The 17,999-nt window shown below is 46.6% G+C and carries 18 protein-coding genes; 10 read left to right on the top strand and 8 right to left on the bottom strand.

Translation table 11 applies throughout. The features are described from left to right. Positions 1 to 172: 172 nt before the first annotated feature. Together ACKPBX_RS00810 and ACKPBX_RS00805 are read left to right on the top strand one after the other, a co-directional pair. Positions 173 to 1,429, top strand: coding sequence for a hypothetical protein (locus ACKPBX_RS00810; protein WP_086627904.1), 1,257 nt, complete (start codon positions 173 to 175; stop codon positions 1,427 to 1,429). Positions 1,430 to 1,505: 76 nt separating this feature from the next. Then, entirely contained in the window at positions 1,506 to 1,736 is a 231-nt protein-coding gene (locus ACKPBX_RS00805; RefSeq protein ID WP_086627905.1) for a helix-turn-helix domain-containing protein, read from the top strand. 69 nt (positions 1,737 to 1,805) lie between these two features. On the opposite strand, the gene ACKPBX_RS00800 is transcribed toward ACKPBX_RS00805, so the two are convergent. Both ACKPBX_RS00800 and ACKPBX_RS00795 read right to left on the bottom strand, forming a co-directional pair. Then, on the bottom strand, positions 1,806 to 2,774 hold the full coding sequence (locus tag ACKPBX_RS00800; RefSeq protein WP_319995745.1) for a hypothetical protein: 969 nt from the start codon (positions 2,772 to 2,774) through the stop codon (positions 1,806 to 1,808). A 269-nt stretch (positions 2,775 to 3,043) separates the two neighbouring features. Next, complete coding sequence (locus ACKPBX_RS00795) at positions 3,044 to 3,763, bottom strand: IS1096 element passenger TnpR family protein (RefSeq protein ID WP_319995744.1); 720 nt, start codon at positions 3,761 to 3,763, stop codon at positions 3,044 to 3,046. Positions 3,764 to 3,984: 221 nt separating this feature from the next. Here ACKPBX_RS00795 and ACKPBX_RS00790 point away from each other — a divergent pair, with 221 nt between their 5' ends. The 5 genes from ACKPBX_RS00790 to ACKPBX_RS00770 all read left to right on the top strand — a co-directional run bounded on the left by ACKPBX_RS00790 (position 3,985) and on the right by ACKPBX_RS00770 (position 8,318). Then, positions 3,985 to 4,923, top strand: coding sequence for an AEC family transporter (locus ACKPBX_RS00790; protein WP_319995743.1), 939 nt, complete (start codon positions 3,985 to 3,987; stop codon positions 4,921 to 4,923). Positions 4,924 to 5,065: 142 nt separating this feature from the next. Then, entirely contained in the window at positions 5,066 to 5,683 is a 618-nt protein-coding gene (gene udk, locus ACKPBX_RS00785; protein ID WP_086627909.1) for a uridine kinase, read from the top strand. Between the two features lie 155 nt (positions 5,684 to 5,838). Then, positions 5,839 to 6,543 (top strand): TrmB family transcriptional regulator, encoded by a 705-nt coding sequence (locus ACKPBX_RS00780; protein WP_319995742.1) that lies wholly within the window; start codon positions 5,839 to 5,841, stop codon positions 6,541 to 6,543. Next, positions 6,540 to 7,805: a diaminopimelate decarboxylase family protein gene (locus ACKPBX_RS00775; RefSeq protein ID WP_119093625.1), complete on the top strand. Its 1,266-nt coding sequence runs from the start codon at positions 6,540 to 6,542 to the stop codon at positions 7,803 to 7,805. The genes ACKPBX_RS00780 and ACKPBX_RS00775 overlap by 4 nt, the downstream gene beginning before the upstream one ends. A 132-nt stretch (positions 7,806 to 7,937) precedes the next feature. Beyond that, positions 7,938 to 8,318, top strand: coding sequence for a hypothetical protein (locus ACKPBX_RS00770; protein WP_119093624.1), 381 nt, complete (start codon positions 7,938 to 7,940; stop codon positions 8,316 to 8,318). Positions 8,319 to 8,385: 67 nt separating this feature from the next. Here the strand turns inward: ACKPBX_RS00770 and ACKPBX_RS00765 are convergent, their stop codons facing one another. Both ACKPBX_RS00765 and ACKPBX_RS00760 read right to left on the bottom strand, forming a co-directional pair. Next, entirely contained in the window at positions 8,386 to 9,102 is a 717-nt protein-coding gene (locus ACKPBX_RS00765; RefSeq protein ID WP_319995741.1) for a M50 family metallopeptidase, read from the bottom strand. A gap of 190 nt (positions 9,103 to 9,292) precedes the next feature. Then, a complete protein-coding gene (locus tag ACKPBX_RS00760) occupies positions 9,293 to 10,261 on the bottom strand; it encodes a DUF1002 domain-containing protein (protein WP_168173163.1) in 969 nt (322 codons plus the stop codon). A 370-nt stretch (positions 10,262 to 10,631) separates the two neighbouring features. On the opposite strand from ACKPBX_RS00760, the gene ACKPBX_RS00755 reads away from it, so the two are divergent. Beyond that, complete coding sequence (locus tag ACKPBX_RS00755; RefSeq protein ID WP_086627914.1) at positions 10,632 to 11,183, top strand: tyrosine-type recombinase/integrase; 552 nt, start codon at positions 10,632 to 10,634, stop codon at positions 11,181 to 11,183. Between the two features lie 157 nt (positions 11,184 to 11,340). Here ACKPBX_RS00755 and ACKPBX_RS00750 read toward each other — a convergent pair whose 3' ends face one another. Both ACKPBX_RS00750 and ACKPBX_RS00745 read right to left on the bottom strand, forming a co-directional pair. Beyond that, the gene (locus ACKPBX_RS00750; RefSeq protein ID WP_319995740.1) at positions 11,341 to 12,018 is read right to left on the bottom strand and encodes a PspA/IM30 family protein; all 678 of its coding nucleotides are present in this window, start codon (positions 12,016 to 12,018) and stop codon (positions 11,341 to 11,343) included. Positions 12,019 to 12,031: 13 nt separating this feature from the next. Next, entirely contained in the window at positions 12,032 to 13,180 is a 1,149-nt protein-coding gene (locus ACKPBX_RS00745) for a hypothetical protein (RefSeq protein WP_180687933.1), read from the bottom strand. A 277-nt stretch (positions 13,181 to 13,457) separates the two neighbouring features. Between ACKPBX_RS00745 and ACKPBX_RS00740 the strand changes: the two genes are divergently transcribed. Beyond that, positions 13,458 to 14,012, top strand: coding sequence for a redoxin domain-containing protein (locus tag ACKPBX_RS00740; protein WP_180687934.1), 555 nt, complete (start codon positions 13,458 to 13,460; stop codon positions 14,010 to 14,012). A gap of 172 nt (positions 14,013 to 14,184) precedes the next feature. Next, positions 14,185 to 14,568: a hypothetical protein gene (locus tag ACKPBX_RS00735; RefSeq protein ID WP_319995739.1), complete on the top strand. Its 384-nt coding sequence runs from the start codon at positions 14,185 to 14,187 to the stop codon at positions 14,566 to 14,568. A 655-nt stretch (positions 14,569 to 15,223) separates the two neighbouring features. Here ACKPBX_RS00735 and coaBC read toward each other — a convergent pair. Further along, on the bottom strand, positions 15,224 to 16,444 hold the full coding sequence (gene coaBC / locus ACKPBX_RS00730; RefSeq protein ID WP_319995738.1) for a bifunctional phosphopantothenoylcysteine decarboxylase/phosphopantothenate--cysteine ligase CoaBC: 1,221 nt from the start codon (positions 16,442 to 16,444) through the stop codon (positions 15,224 to 15,226). A 24-nt stretch (positions 16,445 to 16,468) separates the two neighbouring features. Continuing rightward, positions 16,469 to 17,947, bottom strand: a complete 1,479-nt coding sequence (locus ACKPBX_RS00725) for a phosphate:AMP phosphotransferase (RefSeq protein WP_319995737.1) — start codon at positions 17,945 to 17,947, stop codon at positions 16,469 to 16,471. Positions 17,948 to 17,999: the final 52 nt, after the last annotated feature.

The raw sequence follows: 17,999 nt of genomic DNA, 5'->3' as shown, positions 1-17,999 counted from the left end.
ATCCGGACCAGTCGCCGTCTAATCGTGGTGACTGGTTTTTTTTGTTGCGTTCAGGCAGCATCCAAAGTTACTACCGCATCCTAATGTTTTGAGAAAAGGCATGGGGAAGGCTATAATGAAGGAAAGAAAGCGCTTTTGGGGAATGGGCTTGTAAAGAAAGCGAGGAACCGTTATGACGGCAGAAGTAGGGATATTGAACGCGAACGGAGTGGTGCTTGCAGCTGATTCCGCTCTGACGATGGGGAACAGCGAACAAATGAAAATATTCAATTCCGGAAATAAGATTTTTTCGCTGGGGCCGAGCCATTCGGTGGCCATCATGATGTTCGGGAATGTACAATTCATGGGGATTCCATGGGAGATTATCGTTACAGGGTTCCATCAGAAAATAGGGGCCAGACCGTTGGATACGGTCTCGGATTACTGCACCGAATTCTTCAATTATCTTGAGAGTGTGGATGAAATCTACTCCTCAATCTACACCGAAGTGCTCATCATCGGCTATGCGGAGAATGTCTGCAATATTTTGGAAAATACGACTTATATACCGTCTCCCGGTGCTTTCACTCTGGCGGATTACCAAAAAGCTGTCGAGGAAAAAATTCCCGCTTTGCTGAAAGAAAGCGAAAAGATGAAGAGCATCACCAAAAAGGCGCCGATCAAAGTTTTCACTGATCGTTACGGGGAGAAGCTGGATGAGGTTTTTAAGGAGCTATTCGATACGGTGTTCTTGGGCTTAAACCTCTACGATAAATTCAAGGCGGATCTATACAAGATTGTCAGGAATTACGTATACAGCGACAGTTACTATCCCGACACCTACTCCGGCCTGGTTATCGCTGGCTTCGGCTTCGATGAGCTGTTCCCCAGCATCTACCAGTACGACATATCCGGCGTCGTCGACAGGGTGATCAAAAAACGGCTGACTGTGCGCCAAATCGTAATGAATGATTTTGCCGAAGACAGATGTTCCTCGGCCATTGTCCCATTTGCGCAGCAGGATATGGTCCATACTGTCATAAACGGCATAGCGCCGGATCTGGAGGCCGACCTCGGGGAACTGCTCCGCGCCACACTGGAAAAATTTGTTTCGGAACTGACCGAGAAAAAGTTGCTGAAGGAAAGTGATGCCCCGGAAATCAACAAAGTGAAGGCAACGCTGGTCGAATCGGGCCTGAATGCCTTCGAAAACATGAAGCAAGAGAGGCATTTGACCCCCGTACTGATGACGATTGATTCGATGCCGAAAGAGGAACTCGCTTTGATAGCTGAAACTTTGGTCAACATCACCTCCTTCAAAGGGAAAATTTCCTTTTCGATGGAAACGGTCGGCGGACCGATCGATGTGCTCCTGATCACGAAAAGCGACGGTCCTGTCTGGGTCAAGCGGAAGAACTACTTCAATCCCGATATCAATCGCCTGCGCTGATGGGACAGAAAATTTCGCCCGAATTTTCCAGATTTGGTGTAAAATGAATGAAATGAGTTTTATGAAGGGTGTTATTATGTATTTGAATATTCAGGAAACGGCCGACTATCTGGAAGTTCCGGTCAGCGAAATCCATCGTTTGATCCGCGAGCGCCAAATCCGCACGATCAGAGTGGATGATGACATATTGCTGAACCGCGATCAGTTCAATTTTTTCATTGAACAAAGGGAAAAGTACAAACACGAATTGGAGGCCTATATGAACACGCCTCTGCCGGAAGATCCTGACATTAAGGATGAGGATTAAAAAAACAGCGCTCTCTTATGATGAGAGACCGCTGTTTTTGTCGTTTTGGAAGGTAATGATTTGCGCTGTTTACCTGTTTTGTTTGCATCTGTATTCAGACCGCGAGAGGCCGTTTGCTTCCGCGTTTTCGACGGCTGGCTGTTCCGGTGTGAAGACAGGTTTCGTTTGTTTGGTCGACTTTACAGAAGAGCGCTTCTTGCTTTTGAATTTGCCCGATTTGAACAGATCCAACGCCAAGAAGACTGCTGCTGCGATGAAGAGACCGGACGAGAGGGCGCCCATCCAACCGGAAACACCCAACAGGTCATCCAGTGTTGTCCGGAGATGGATATATCTTAATAATGCCCCCAAACCCGCGCACAGGATTGCCCGTTTGGTATTTCCGCTGGCCACTTTCAAGCGTTTGTTGCCCTCCATAAGAATGCTGAAGACGGAAATTCCATAGCTAGCAAGTGAGGCGTACTGAAGCAGGTTGTTCTGCCCGGTTATGTTCGCCAAAAAATCGCCGGCCACCGTTTGCCTGTCCAGGAAAAGGAAAACGGTGCCGAACAGGGCACCGAGCACACCGTTTCTGAAATGTGTGTCTTGCTTCTTCAGCAGCTTATTCAAGTTGGCCGAAAAGGACAGAAATGCCAGGGCGTAGCAACCGATAGCCACGTAGAGCGTCAAATCGGAAATGCCTGTTCTGCCAGCTATCAGTTGATCGGTGGCTGTTCGGGTGTGGAGATAGAGGAACCCGGTCCCCATGATCAAGCCGGATACGCCGCTGCGGAATCGGGCATTCGATTCGCGTTTCTGCTTGCTTTTTCCAAGCAGGACCTGCAACGTTGCGATACTGAAAAATCCCAATGAAATGTATAGGCCGAGATCCGGAATGCCGATGATGCTGCCGATAGCAGTAGCCTGATGCAGGTAGCCGAAAAGCATGCCGAGAATCACTGATGTGAACGGAAATCTGGATTCCTTGCCGTTGCGTTTTTTCATGATATGGATAAACGTCAGGATAAGAAGAAAAACGATGATGATCGGGTAGGTCATACCAAAGCCCCCTTGTATGTCAATTTGCTCTGAACAACAGAAGCACCAAAACTGTTTCCACTGTTCAGGAACATTCAAGGGACATCATAACACAGATTTATGATTCATTTGTTTCGGAATGACGATTATTTTGTTAAGAAAGTATGACCTGGGCCACCATATGACAAAAAACCTGAGCCGAAGCAACCAACAGTGAGGGTGCTATGTCAGGATGCACCAAAAAAGCATACCGCTAAATGAGCGGTATGCTTCGTAATTTGAAGGATGAATCAGAAATTTGGCGGCGAATCTTCCGTCTCATCAGGCAACGCATCATCCCAGCTTGTATCGATTGCATATTCTGATCCAAAGTCTTCATATTCCGTGTCGAAAATATCCGAGTCGCCCAACTGGGATAATGCAAAGTTGATCAAACGGACCAACTCTTTTGTGTCCGTCAGTTTCAATTTATCCCGATTCTGCAGAATCGTGGTGCGGTCTTCCATTTCGTCGGGACTGGCATTTTCCGCGGCTACGCAAATCGGATAGCTACAATCTTCTCGCGGCACAACCATCTCCGTGAGGTGGATATCCACTTCAATGACGGCATCCGTGAAATAGATGTAGGTCGCCGCATCATCGATATCTGTGAAAAATTTTTGCAGCGTTTGGTCTTCATTTTCCGCGCTGTCGTCTTCATCATAATAGTCGTAGTCATTTTCTTCGATTTCATCCACATCTTCACGTTCCTCATCGGAATATTCCCTGAGGTCGCTCTCGTCCGTATAATCTTCCAAGGTGTCCAACGGTGTCTCCTCGATGATGATGGGAAGGAGGTCTTTCCCCCCGGAGCGCGTAATTTCAAAACGGTGTTCGAAAAAACCGCTCCAACTGAATGCTGCTTGGATGATGCTGTTGAAGTCGTAGAAAGTCTCATCGCTGGTCACCTGGATATCCCGCCATATAGGCACGCCGATGTCTCGGACAGCAATCCTGAATTCATAAATCATCTTGAGCACCCCTGTTCTCTGCTTTACTCAAGTATAACGCTTTATTGAGGGTACGAGCAAAGAATAACGCATAGACTATGAATCGAAAGTCCAAAGGTCGAGTAATCAATATTCCATCATTAGAAATCTATGGTACACTGATATTGTCGTTTGAATCAGCCTTGATTTAATCAAATAACTAAATCATCATTAATTTTACTTTCAGAAACGGAGAGGATCAGTTGGAGAATTTTTCCATTGCAGTGAATGCAGTAATGCCTTTATTGTTGTACATGTTGATCGGCCAGGGGTTATTGCGGGCCAAACTATTGGATGGAACGACTTATCAAAAATTGAATAATGCCATTTTTCGGTTCTTTTTGCCGATCAATCTCCTTATGAACGTATACGAAGCGGATGTCAGAAGCACCTTCAGAGTGGATGTGCTCTTTTTCGCTGTCGGACTTACTTTAAGTTTCTTCTTGCTTTTTGCTTTATTCATTCCGCGGATCGAAAAGGACAATGCCAAACGCGGGGTGATGCTGCAAGGTACGTTCCGCTCAAATTTTGTGCTGTTCGGGTTGCCGATTGCCACTTCATTGTTGTCGGAAAGCCAATTGGGGATGACATCGATACTGATTGCGGTCATCGTTCCTTTGAATAATGTTCTGTCGGTCGTGGCACTTTCCATCTATTCGGATCATAAAATCCAACCCGGTCGCATCCTCTTGGATATCCTTAAGAACCCAATGTTCATCGGTACAATCATCGGGATACTGATCAGTCTTTCCGGATTGAAATTCCCTCTGTTCCTCGACGACACGCTGAGCGGAATCAAAGGCCTGGTCACACCATTGGCATTGATTGTTATGGGCGGCACTTTCCGCTTTGACGCCTTGAATAATGCACGGATCCAACTGGCGGTGACGGTATTATTCAAGTTGGTTCTGATCCCGATAATCGGGCTTACGCTGGCTGTCCTTTACGGATTGACGGGAGAAAATCTGGTGCCGATGATGACGATGCTGGGCGGTCCAACGGCCGTATCCAGCTACACGATGGCCCAACAGATGGGCGGGGACCCGGATTTGGCAAGTCAAATCGTCGTTTTCACTACCATCTTGTCGATGTTCAGTTTGGTTGTGTTCATAACGGTCCTCAAATCATTATTTTTGATTTGAATCCTATATACGGAAACAAGAATCTGCCGCTGAAGCAGATACTTGTTTCCTTTTTTGTCCGTTGGCGTTCGCCTATGGCCCAGTGAAAGCTTATAATGGATGTAGAAGGACCACAACCATCTTATGACAGGGGACGATAAAGATGATCATCATCGGGATTACCGGAGGATCGGGAGCCGGCAAAACAACCGTAGCAAAAACAATCGCGAAAAGACTGGGCAAGGGCAATGTCGTCTATGTATCGCAGGATTGGTACTACAAGGATCAAACGCATCTGAGCGCAATTGAACGCGAAAACCTGAATCTCGATCACCCAAATGCCTTCGATAACGAACTGCTGATAGCTGATTTGGCAAAACTCCGTTCTGGACAAGACATCGAGGCACCGATCTACGACTTCGGTCTGCAGGCGCGTTCGAAAAAGACGACCCCGATCGAGTCGAAGCCGGTCGTCATCCTAGAAGGGATCCTGATTTTGGCCATACCCAAATTGGTTTCCATGATCGACATCAAAATATTTGTCGATGCGGAACCGGATATCCGCTTGATCAGAAGAATCGAGAGGGATATCCGCGAAAGAAACAGCACGTATGAGAGTACGATCGCCCGCTATCTGACGACCGTCAAACCGATGCACGATGCCTTCATCGAGCCGTCCAAAATCCAAGCCGACATCATCGTGCCGCGCGGAGGCCAGAACGACATCGCCACCGATATGCTCGGGGACTTGGTTGAGCACTACAGCCATCACCATGTTTAAAAAGTTGTATGTTTCAAGCAAATAAATTCAAAAAAATATTACATGAAAAAAGCATTAGAAATAGACAAGAAAACGGAAATAGTATATAGTGTTCCTATGCAGTAATACTACTGTCAAAAAAGCAGAACACGCATTGAAATGAGAGGATCTATTCAGTGGATAACACAGAATTGTTGACGCGATTTAACCTGACCAGGCACGAAGCGACCATCTACCTGACCTTGCTTTCGGACGGGGACCTGAACGGCTATGAAGTATCGAAGATAACCGGCATTTCACGGTCGAACGCCTATGCATCATTGGCCTCGTTGGTTGAAAAAGGAGCGGCCTTCATCATCGAAGGGGAGACGACCCGTTATACCCCGGTACCTGTGGAGGAATTCTGTGGGAACAAAATCCGATCCCTACAGGAATCCAAGCAGGAATTGATCAAGAATATCCCCCAAAGAAGAGAAGATGCGGAGGGGTATATAACCATCACAGGCGAACAGCGCATAATGGACAAAATGCGCAATATGATTTCAGAATCGAAGTCTCGCGTCTACTTGTCCGTGTCCGGGAATATCCTGCCGGAACTTTTGACGGAAATGCAAGCAGCACATCAGCGCGGCATTAAAATGGTCGTCATAACCGATACGCCTTTCCCTCAGGAAGGCATGACTGTTCATGTTTTGGAGAAGCCGAAGAAGCAAGTACGAATCATCGTGGATTCCACGACCGTTCTGACTGGTGATATCGATGAGGGAGAGTTTTCCACTTGTCTGTATTCCGGGAAGAAAAATGTAGTTGATTTATTGAAAGAATCGTTGCAGAACGAAATCAAAGTAGTCGAAATGATGAGAGGATTTGAAGCGAAATGACAAAAAAAGTATTTGTTGAAAAAGAGCAATTGGAAGAAATTGTACAACAGTATCCGACTCCCTTCCATTTATATGATGAAAAAGGTATCCGTGAGAATGCGCGCAAATTGAATGCGGCTTTCTCCTGGAACAAAGGCTTCAAAGAATACTTCGCTGTGAAGGCAACACCGACACCGGCCATTCTGCAGATTCTGAAGGAAGAAGGCTGCGGCGTGGACTGTTCGACCTACACAGAGTTGATGATGGCCGATGCGCTCGGATTCAAAGGCGATGAAATCATGTTCTCTTCGAACGTGACACCTAAGGAAGACTTCCAATTCGCCCGCAAACTGAATGCGACCATCAATTTGGATGACATTACCCACATCGATTTCCTGGAAGAAGCAGCCGGATTGCCGGAAACGGTCAGCTGCCGATTCAATCCAGGCGGAGAGTTCACGATCAACAATGAAATCATGGACAAACCCGAAGACGCAAAATACGGCTTCACACGTCCACAATTGACTGAAGGTTTCAAAAAGTTGATGGCAAAAGGCGTGAAACACTTCGGCCTGCATTCGTTCCTAGCCAGCAATAACGTTGCGGATGAGTACTATCCGATCCTTGCGGGCATCCTGTTCCAGACTGCCGTCGAACTGAAGGAGGAAACAGGCGCAGATATCACTTTCATCAACCTTTCAGGCGGAATCGGCATCCCTTACCTGCCGGAACAAAAAGCTGCGGATGTAGCGAAAATCGGCGAAGGTGTGCGCAAGGCGTTCGAAGAAATCTTGGTGCCTGCCGGCTTGGGTGATGTTGCGATCTATACGGAGCTAGGCAGATACATGCTTGGGCCATACGGTTGCTTGGTGGCAACGGCCATCCACGAAAAGCACATCTACAAAGATTACATCGGTCTGGATGCCAGCGCAGTCAATTTGTTGCGTCCGGCAATGTACGGTGCTTATCACCACATCACCGTGATGGGTAAAGAAGATCAGCCAGCGGATCACCTGTATGATGTGACCGGGGGATTATGCGAAAATAACGACAAATTCGCCATCAACCGCATGCTGCCTAAAATCGACATCGGCGACTTGGTCGTGATCCATGACACAGGAGCGCACGGCTTCTCGATGGGTTACAACTACAACGGGAAATTGCGTTCGGCTGAAATCCTGTTGAAGGAAGACGGCGGCACGGAAATGATCCGTCGCCCGGAAACGCCAGCGGATTACTTTGCAACGTTCGACTTTACGGGTCTTTTCAAAGACGTGAAATAAACGGAATCAAATAAGAGGGGCCATCGAACAGTTTATGTGCTCGATGGCCCCTCTTTTTTTGTTTCGCTTCAAGAAATTGATCTGATTGCATGATATAATGTTCCCTGGACGAACAAGCGAGGAGTGAAAGATATGTTCCAAAAAGAAACAATCAAGGAAAGTGTTTCGGCGCTTCCGTTGAAGTCAGGTGACTATTGCGTCATCACCGGGACGGCACTGGTTATGCATGGCATAAAAGAGGAAACAAAGGATATAGACATCAGCTGCACCAGGGAAGCGTTCCGAGCTTTAGTTGCTCAGGGATACCCGATCAAACAAGGCGCTTTCGCCCGCAAGGTGATCTACAGCGATGATGTGGAAATTTTCGAGGATTGGCATAGAGGGGATATCACGATGATCGAGGGGGTTCCGGTCGCGAGCCTGGAATCAGTCATCGTTATGAAGAAGCAGCTGGGCCGGGAAAAAGATTTGATGGACATTGCCAAAATTGAAGCACATCTGGCCCAACGATAAAACCAGCAAAAAAAGCTGAAGAAATGCCATTATAGAGGCGTTTCTTCAGCTTTTTGGATTATCTGATTCAAACCAACAGTAGTTGCAGCCAAGAGGGGGCGAAATAGGCTCCGCCCATTGCAATGAGAAAGAGAACTTTCCAGATGATGGTAGGGATATATGTTTTTGTCGCCAAGGCTGTTCCGTCCCAATGGCTGTCATTTTTCAAAAGCAAAACAATGAAAAATTGATGGGCCAAACCAAGCATATACCAGACGACGAAACCGATTGTGATGACGTCCACTGACTGATAAATCCGCAAAAGGAAGCTGTAGTCGTTCCGGTAAAGCAGAATGGAACAACCAATCACAATCAGGATGATCAGGTTCTGCCAAAAACTTTTTTCCCGCGCCAACAAATTGGTAAGCAAATAGACGCCCAAAAAAAGCGGAATGATCCAAAGCAGCAGTCCCTGTAAATAGAGATAGGACATTACCACAAAGAACAACGCCTGTGATACATAACCACCGAGCAGGCTAAAGAACATACCCAACCCGCTGCGGTTTCCGATTTCGGCCAAACCGAGGATGCCGCCGCTTTTGACGATTGAGGGAAGGACATTGAATTTTATCGACTGGATGCTTCCGCCCCATAAGCGCGCTGTAAGAGCATGGCCGCACTCATGGATGATGACGTTGGGAAGATCCAGATAAATGCCGAACGTATACGCCAGCATGCCGCGGCTGGAAAAGGTGAAATAGGCCACCGCAACAAAAAGGGCAAGCAATAGGGGAAGGTCTATCATACGGGTATCCTCCTTTCAATAAATGCATCAGTACTCATTCAAGAGGATAACATGCAAATTTAATTTTTTTGTGAAGACGATAGGGAATTATCATGATTGATTCCAATTGAATCCCTAGATAGCAAGAAGCCTTCCTTTCGACGGATACAGAAAGGAAGGCTTCTTCATTATGTTGCTAGCGATGCTTCGGTTATTCGGTTTCAGTTGTAGTGCTGTCGTTGCCGCCGAAAAGGTTCGTGAAGAATTGGACGATGGATTCCCATATTCCCATGCTGTCTTCCTTCAGTTGTTCCTGATCAACATTGCTCCAGGCCGTTTTTGCCTGCTCGAACAATTCTCCGCCGGTTGCCTGCAGTTCTTCACCGAAAGCGGCAATCTGTTCTTTCTGCGCCGCAGTAAGATTGATGTCGCCGAAATTGATCATGAGGTTCTGGATGTTCGTGATGTTGTCCGAAGACAGGATGGTGTCAAGGTTGTAGTTCTTCAGCACATCCTCGACGATTTGACGGATGTCGTCAGCGCTGATGTTACCGTTGTTCGCATCCTTGGCTTCTTGGATGTCCTGTTTCATTTCCACGATCGCAGCGTTCATCAATTCATCCGAATAGCCGCTGTCGGCTTGGTTTTCCTCGGTTACTGCAGAAGTGACAGCCAGTTCTTCCTGGGCGACTTCCACGGCCGCTGCATCCAGTGTGTTTCCTGAATCAGCAAAAGCTTTGTAGACACCGGCCAAAGCGCCGGATCCGTCAACCTTGACAGCAGACGCTACCTTGATGTCCACATCCACTGCGCCCGCTGTGATGGCAGCATTTTTATACTGCGCCTCTGTGATCGCAGTAATGGTTTCAGGAGTCAGAATCTCCACTGAAACAGCACCATCGCTGTCGGCAGGCGTGATGTACGTGCTCGAATAGACTTGGCTATAAGGGTAATCATCCTGAAGCAAGCCGTTCAATTCATTGACTGCCACGACTAACTCGTTCGTTCCCTCGGCTACTCCCAGCGTTTCTCTGGTTTCCTCCAGTTGGGCGGCGTTCAGACTCTCGCCGTAAGTGAAGATCGGTTCGATTGCGACTTTATCGGCAAACGCTGCCGGAGCGGTAATTCCCAATAAGGTCAACGAAGCCAGACCTACTGTCATCATTTTTTTCAGTTTCATGGTTTAACCTTCTTTCTTTCGTAGCATGCTTGTATTGTATCAAAGATAAACAACGAAATGTATTATCATTTCTTTAAATAATTATGAAGCTTCTGCGACGCAAAGTCAAAGTATTCCCCAAAAGAGCCTGTCGTGTCGTTTCGTTTCGCGCATAGTTGGCCATAACCATGCGCGAAATCGTCTCAAAAGTCGTTTCTGCAGCCTGTCAAAAGTTGGGAATGAGACACCAAAAGGGGGAACACATGTATAATTGTGTTCCTCATAAAACGTTGATTTATCAATACCAAAATGGTATGCTTTTTTTATCGAAATCAACCGAAAAACCCCGGATATCGGAGGGCTAAAATAGAGGAAACAAGAGGACATTTCAGTGAATACCACTCATGCAATCAAAGACATCAGCCAAATTCAAACATTGATGGACGTTTATCCGCCATATTCGAAAAATCGCCTGTTGCTGGAGTATGCTATCCGGACAGGTCTGCGCATCAGCGACATCCTGAACGTGAAGGTGGGGCAAGTACTGGGGAAAGAGTCGTATCAGATCGTCGAGATGAAAACGGGCAAGAAGAAAGAGTTGGCCATCCATGACCGCTTGAAGCAATCCATTTCGGATTATGTTAAAAGGGAAGGGCTGGATGCGACAGATTATTTGTTCTATTCCAACGCCGACAAGAACAGCCATATCAAGCGTACGCAAGCACACCGCATCATCGCGCATGCCGGGGATATGATCGGCATCACCTTGAGCGCCCATTCGCTGCGAAAGAGCTTCGGCTATCATTCCTATAAGCAGGGCGTCGATATTTCCCTGCTCCAAACAATCTTTCAGCACTCTTCGCAGGCGGTCACGCTCCGTTATATCGACATCACCCAGGAGAACATCAACAACGTATACAAACGGGTCGATTTCGGATTTTAACACCCGTAAAAAAATAACGTGTTTTGAGAGAGTTTCGTGATGGTGGGTACACATTCCCGATTGAAATCGCCTCAAAATGCGTTTCCGCAAAATCAGCAAAAAAGTGCACCTTGCCATTCAAAATGGCAGGGTGCACTTTTTGTAAGTATGATATGGATTACACTCCCATATCTTTTTTCATTTGCTCAAGTTCCTCTTCTACAGATGCCGATCCTTGGCTTGCGTATTTTTCTTCCAGCGCTTTCGCTTCGTCGATCGGTGTCATGTTCAACTCGGACATCGCATTAGCCTGATCCAACATTTTGTCGGCTTTTTCTTCCATCCGTTCGAAGGAGCTCATGGCACCTTTTGTGCTCGCGATGGAATCCGTTGCTTTGTTGAGGGTTTCCTGGGTTTTGGCGACCGCTATCTTGGATTTAATCATTTCACGGCGGGATTTGAGCGTTTCGATGTCGGTTGCCAGTTTATCATGCATCTGGCGCATCTTGACGGCATTTTCATGAGCCGAGGCGTATGAAGTAGCCAATCCTGCACCGACATTTTCCAATTCCTGCTTTTTGGTCAGGAAAATGCGGGCATCGTTCTCATTGCCGGCTTCCAAGGCTTTTTTGGCATAATCGGTGTATTTGATGACTTCCGCCTGGTTTTCATCGACTAAACGCTTGGTCCGGGTCTCTTCCGCCATGACGCCGGCTGTGCTTCTTTTGACTTCAGCCAAATCTTCCATCATATCTCGCAGGTATTGGTCGATCATTTTTGCCGGATTTTCCATTTTGTCGATCAAAGCATTGATGTTCGCACTGATGATATCCGAAAATCTCTCCAGTATTGCCATTTCCGTTTCCTCCTTATGGGTTCGTGTCTTCCTTGGTTGCGTCTTCTGCCTGCGGGGTAGGGCTGGTATCGACTTGCTGCGGGACATCGGCATCATATTTTTTCGTAAGTTCCTCCGCCTCGGTATTACCGAACGTATCCAACGGCGTCTTCAGAATATCTTCCGTTTGCTGTGCTTCCAGATTCTTTTGTTTTTTGGCATGCCGCCACCAGAAGAACAGAAGGGCGAGCAGGATAATGACGCCGAAAACGATCAGAACCGCGATCCACGGGGAACGCGTCACTTCCATGATGCGATCCGCGGAATCCCGGAAAGCATCGCTGAAGAATTCTTCGTCCGTTCTGTTGTCATCATAGTAATAGGAATCGATGTAATCAAGCAGGACATCGCCGGCCTCTGTATCGATGACAGTGGCAGCCTGGGTACCGACTACATAATAATCCATGTACATGCTGGACTGATATTCGAAAAATACCAACAGCAGATGGGCCTCGTCGGCAAATAGTTCATCATATTTTTCGTTCGCGAAGCTTTCCAAATCCTCCATCGAGGGATTCGTCGAACCGTTGATGTCATCCGTCAAGTAAAGATAGGGTTGCACGCCGGTTTTCTCGTAGAAATGCTTCATCCCCGAGGTCAATTCAGAGCGGTTTCCGATCCAACCAATCGTGTCTGTGTAATAATCCGTTTCCGTGACCGAACCATCCGGAAGGGGCTCCCGTTCCACTGTAGAAAGGGTGATTTCGTTGTTCCCGCCCGAACCGGAAAGAGAAGATCCCGTATTGAAGGAGAAAATCAAACCGAAAACAATAGCCAAAATAATCACGACCAATGCGATCGTACCGCAGCCTAAACCGCAGCCCGGAGCACCTCTAGGGCTACCACCAGAATAATTGGGACCGCCGGAAGATGGGCCTCTGATAATGGGGCCACTCCGGAAAATCGGACCGCTTGAACCGGAAGAACGGGGGATATTAAACCCGCCGCCTCCAAAAGATCCACTACTTCCTTTGCTACCGCCACCACGACCGCTTTTGCTGCCGCCGAAGGATCCGCCTCCAAAAGAACTGCCGCGACCACCGCTGCTGCGGCCTCCGCCACCACGGCTGCCGCCGAAAGAACCACCACCTCCCCGTGATCCGCCACCGCCTCCTCTTGCCATACATACACCTCCTTGAGTACTTGTTTTCCTCATCAAAGTCAATCTATCACAGTGCGTAAGCGCTGTCAATTTAAAGCCATTGGATAAATATGACAACACTTACAGCCCTCAGAAAAATGCATGTCAGATTTTCTGACGATTAATGTAACAATATCATCGACAAAATCAGAAAGAACCGGTAAGATATTCTTACATGGAGTAAACAAATTGTGTTAATTGAACGCTAACTGCATCAGAAACAAACTGTTGCGGGGAAAATGCGGAAGGGGTGGGTCAAGTGAAGTTGACCGAAGGAACAGAAATAGAAGATTTTTTATTTTTGACGAAGAATGGGAATTGTGAAAGTTTCCGATCTCAGCTGAAACGCGATTTCACTGCGGTGATTTTCCTGAGACATCTGGGGTGCGGCATGAGTCAGCTGGATATGCTGAAATACCGCGATGCCTATCAATTCCTCAAAGAACAGGGGATCGAAATCATGATGGTGATACAAGGGACGGAAGCTGCTGTTGCCGAAAGAACGACGAAAATGAAAATTCCATTTACCGTCATAGCGGATCCAGAGCAATCCTTGTATGAACACTTTGATATCCCTTCATCTGACTCCATGCGCGATCTTGTTTACGGTGTTTCCGAAGAAAAACTGCTGGAATTTGAATACTACGGGATCGAATGTCAACGTTTTGAGGGGAATGAACTGCAACTGCAAGCGACAATCGTCGTCGACAGAAAAGGGCAAGTTGTTTTGAGCCATTACTCAGCAAACATAAGCGACGTGCCATCTCCATCAGAATTGTACCAAATGCTGCAGGCTGTGCCTGTAAGAAGCTGAAAATAGAAAAAAATAGCGAATGCGACCATTTTCCTAGAGAAGGAAAGGGCACATCCGCTTTTTTGTTGTCTATCCTCCAAACGCTATCATTCGTCCAATCAGCTCCCAAGGTGGTAATATATAGGTGTAAACGACACTGGTAGCCTGTCTGGAGCGAGGAGTGAATGGTACGATGAAAAACGTAACAGTCAACAGATTGAAATTGGAGCAGTTTCTGCTGATTCTGAAAGAAAGGGTGGCTCCGGAATACAAGAGTCAGACGGAACAAGATATCCTCACCTTCATGGAAGAAATCGTAACTGAGCAAAGAAAAAACGTGAATTATGATGATTTGATCAGGAAGGTTCAGTCCTGTTCAGGTTGTAATCGTGCTTATCTGGAAGCTGGGCTCGACATCCGTATGAATAAATTTCCCCATGGCTCTTTAGCCGAACTGGTCGTCAACAGCGTGGATACGGATGATTATCTCACATTGCTGGAAATCGAAAATCCTGTTGCATCAGATTTGGAATTTCTTGAGGAAGTCAAAGAAAAGCTTTTTGCGTATTTCGACTGATGATTATAATGTCTGATCAGGCTTATCTGTGATTCGGGCAGGATTTTATCCAGCTCATTCAGCTCAGATAAGCCGATTTTTATTTCAGTACAATACGAGGCCTGTTTATATGAAAAATTTCATTAGTCGCGTCAAATGACCCAACTACCAATGCAAAACTTCCTGTACCTTAAGATTCCTTCAATCGCAGCTCAATAACTTTAATCAGCTGACCTTTCAACGACAATCATCTGCTGCGGCCTGATTATGTTCATGTCAATCTAATCCATAAATGCTTGTAATGGCCGGCAATCCAACTAATTATTTTGTTGGATTGCCGGCTTTTATGGTTTGATTGGCCCTGAAGCAACGAATCCAACGGATGAACATGAAAAATAATGCCTTTGTTGCCAATAATTGTCAGTAGATAACCTGAGGCGATTTTGGACCTGCAAAAACCTGAAAAACGGGGGATTAAGGCCGCATCAAATCGGATCTGCAAAAATTCTATATTCTAGTTTACATAATATATATTATACAAAGTTTAATATAAAAGTTATCAGAAACAGCAATAATCATATTCATCCTATCCGCACCATACAAAAATAGCAAAATTGCGAAATAATCACTATTATCGCAATTTTGCTACATTATGTTATTTATTAGTCATTTTAACTTATTCCATGCCAACTTCATCATGCATCGAATCGATGGCTGCATACAAGATTTCTTCCGCGATCAAATCTTTTGACCGCACCGAAATTTGGATCGGTTCTTTATCCGCTTGGTAAATGATCACTTCGTTTGTATCTTTGTTGAATCCTGCATATTCCTTAGAAACGTCATTTGCTACGATCATATCCGCCTTTTTGCGTTTCAGCTTGTCTAGCGCATAATGTTCGACTTCATGCGTTTCAGCCGCAAAACCGATCAAAAATTGACCCGTTTTTCTTTTTCCGAGTTCAGCTAAGATATCCGTCGTTTTCTCCAAAACCAATGTCAAATCCTCGTTTGTTTTCTTGATTTTGACAGCTGCTTGCGTTTTGGGTCTGTAATCTGATACAGCCGCTGCCATGATGACCATATCGACATTGTGAAAGTTATCTAAAACTGCCGCTGCCATTTCTTCGGACGATTGCACGGATATCGCTTCGACCCCAAAAGGAATCGGCAACAGATTCGTCGCGGTGACCAATGTCACTTCAGCGCCTAAGTCACGGGCGGCTTTCGCCAAACTGTAGCCCATTTTGCCGGAAGAATCATTGGTGATGAATCTGACCGGGTCTATACGCTCTTTCGTTCCGCCTGCCGTGATGAGCACCTTTTTGCCTTTCAAAGGCAGTTCTTTGGCATTATTCAAAACGACTAGCTGCGCTGCCTCGACAATTTTATCCGGTTCAGGCATGCGCCCTTTGCCTTCGTATCCTTCAGCCAAGAAGCCTGTGTCAGGCTCCATGATTTCATAGCCGTAACTTTTCAGTGCTTCCATATTCCGGATTGTAGCCGGATTCTCCAGCATATGCTGGTTCATTGCAGGCACGATCAGGCGTGGAGCCGTCGTTGCCAATAGCGCAGTCGACACAAAATCATCGGCGATGCCGTTCGCCATCTTGGCGATGATGTTGGCTGTTGCCGGCGCTACGACAGCAAGCTCAGTCCAGTCAGCCAAATGGATATGGCTGACGAAATGCGCGTCTTTTTCATCGAAGGTGTCTGTGTAGACGTCGTGCTTGCTCAATACCTGGAATGTCAACGGCGTGACGAATTCCTGAGCCGAAGCGGTCATCGCGACTTTAACTTCGGCGCCCGCTTTGATGAATTTTCTGACGAGATCGGCTGCTTTGTACACTGCGATGCCGCCCGTTACATAGATGGTTACTTTCTTGTTTGTTAACAAATTATACGCCCCGCTTACATTCAACTATTTTTCTTGCTTCTTGCCCTCGTGGCTATCGATGAAGGCTCTTGCCCGGCTGATGAATTCTTCCAACACTTTGATCCGGGCATATTCTTTTTGGGTCCCTTCGACAATGATCCATGGAGCATCTTTCGTGTCCGTTCTGGCGACCATTTCGTTCATCGCTTCTTCGTATTGCTCGAATTTTTCGTGGTTCCGCCAATCTTCATCGGTCAGCTTGTAGTTTTTCTCCGGATCGTTTTCCCGGTCTTTGAAGCGCTGTTTTTGCTCTTCTTTGTCTATCACGATCAGGAATTTGATGATCAACAAGCCATCGTGGACCAAGTTGTGCTCCATTTCATTGATTTCTTCGTAGGCAGCTGCCCAGCGGTATTCCGGCGTGAATCCTTCCACCCGTTCCACCAACACGCGGCCGTACCAACTTCTGTCGTAGATGGTCATTTTCCCTTTTACCGGGAAAGTCTGATAGAAGCGCCAAAGATAATTAAAGCGGCTCTCGTTTTCCGTAGGTGCCGCAGTCGTGGCGACATCATAACTGCGGGGATCGATCAACCTTGTCAAGCGGCTGATTGCTCCGCCCTTACCTGCTGCATCAGTCCCTTCGAATACAAGGACACAAGGGATCTTTTTCAGCCACATTTCATAGACCAATTCCCCAGCTTCTTCCTGCAGTTTCTCCAGCTGTGCTTCATACTCTTCTTCCGTTATTGCAGCTTTCAAATCGATTTTGGCCAGTGGTTTTTCCTTCAGGCCGGAACGGATCGGCACCGGTGGTTTCTTTTCAGTTTGCTCGAGGTGTCTCTTTAAAGTGCTGTTGGCGATGCTAATCGCTTCGCGGGAAGCATCCTTCAGATCCTCCGAAGAAATCACGTGCCACGGAGATGAATCGAAATTTGTCATTGCCAATATTTTGTCGAAGTGCTTCAGATATTTAGAGTATTTTTTGAGTTGTTTTTCATCGTCTTTCGTGATGAGGAACTCTCTGTACGGATCGTTTTTCAGTTTCTCAATCCGTTTTTCCATCGTGTTTTGCGAGTGGTGAAGAAATAATTTCAGGACAATTGTATTGTCGGCAACCAGCATCCGCTCCAGAAAACTGATATAGCCAAGGTGATGTTCCAGTCGTTCATCATTCACTTTCAGATCGTTCATGAGTTCAGAATAGAAACTCCGATCAAAAAAAGCGATCCGGCCTTTACCGGGCAAATCCCGTGCGAAGCGCCACAAAAAGGGACGCTCTGCGTAATCGTCCAAGGCATCATCGAAGACACTTACTTCGAAATAACGCGGGTCCAACTCCCTCGTCAGATCCTTCAAAATATGCCCTTTGCCTGAGGATTCCCAGCCATCGACGATGATCAGCATGGATGAATCGCTGCTGACCAGTTTTCTTTGCAAAGCGGCCAATTCACTGCCGAGTTCGGACCTTTTTGTGCCGGATAATGTCGTGTCTTTTTTGTCAAAATCGAAATCTTTTAACATACGCTACGCCACCTTTTCTGCTTTTCACTATTTTATCACAAAACAGACTGTT

Source organism: Trichococcus shcherbakoviae (genome assembly GCF_963666195.1).
In the GTDB taxonomy this organism is placed as follows: Bacteria; Bacillota; Bacilli; order Lactobacillales; family Aerococcaceae; genus Trichococcus; species Trichococcus shcherbakoviae.
This window is presented reverse-complemented; position numbering and strand designations above follow the sequence as displayed.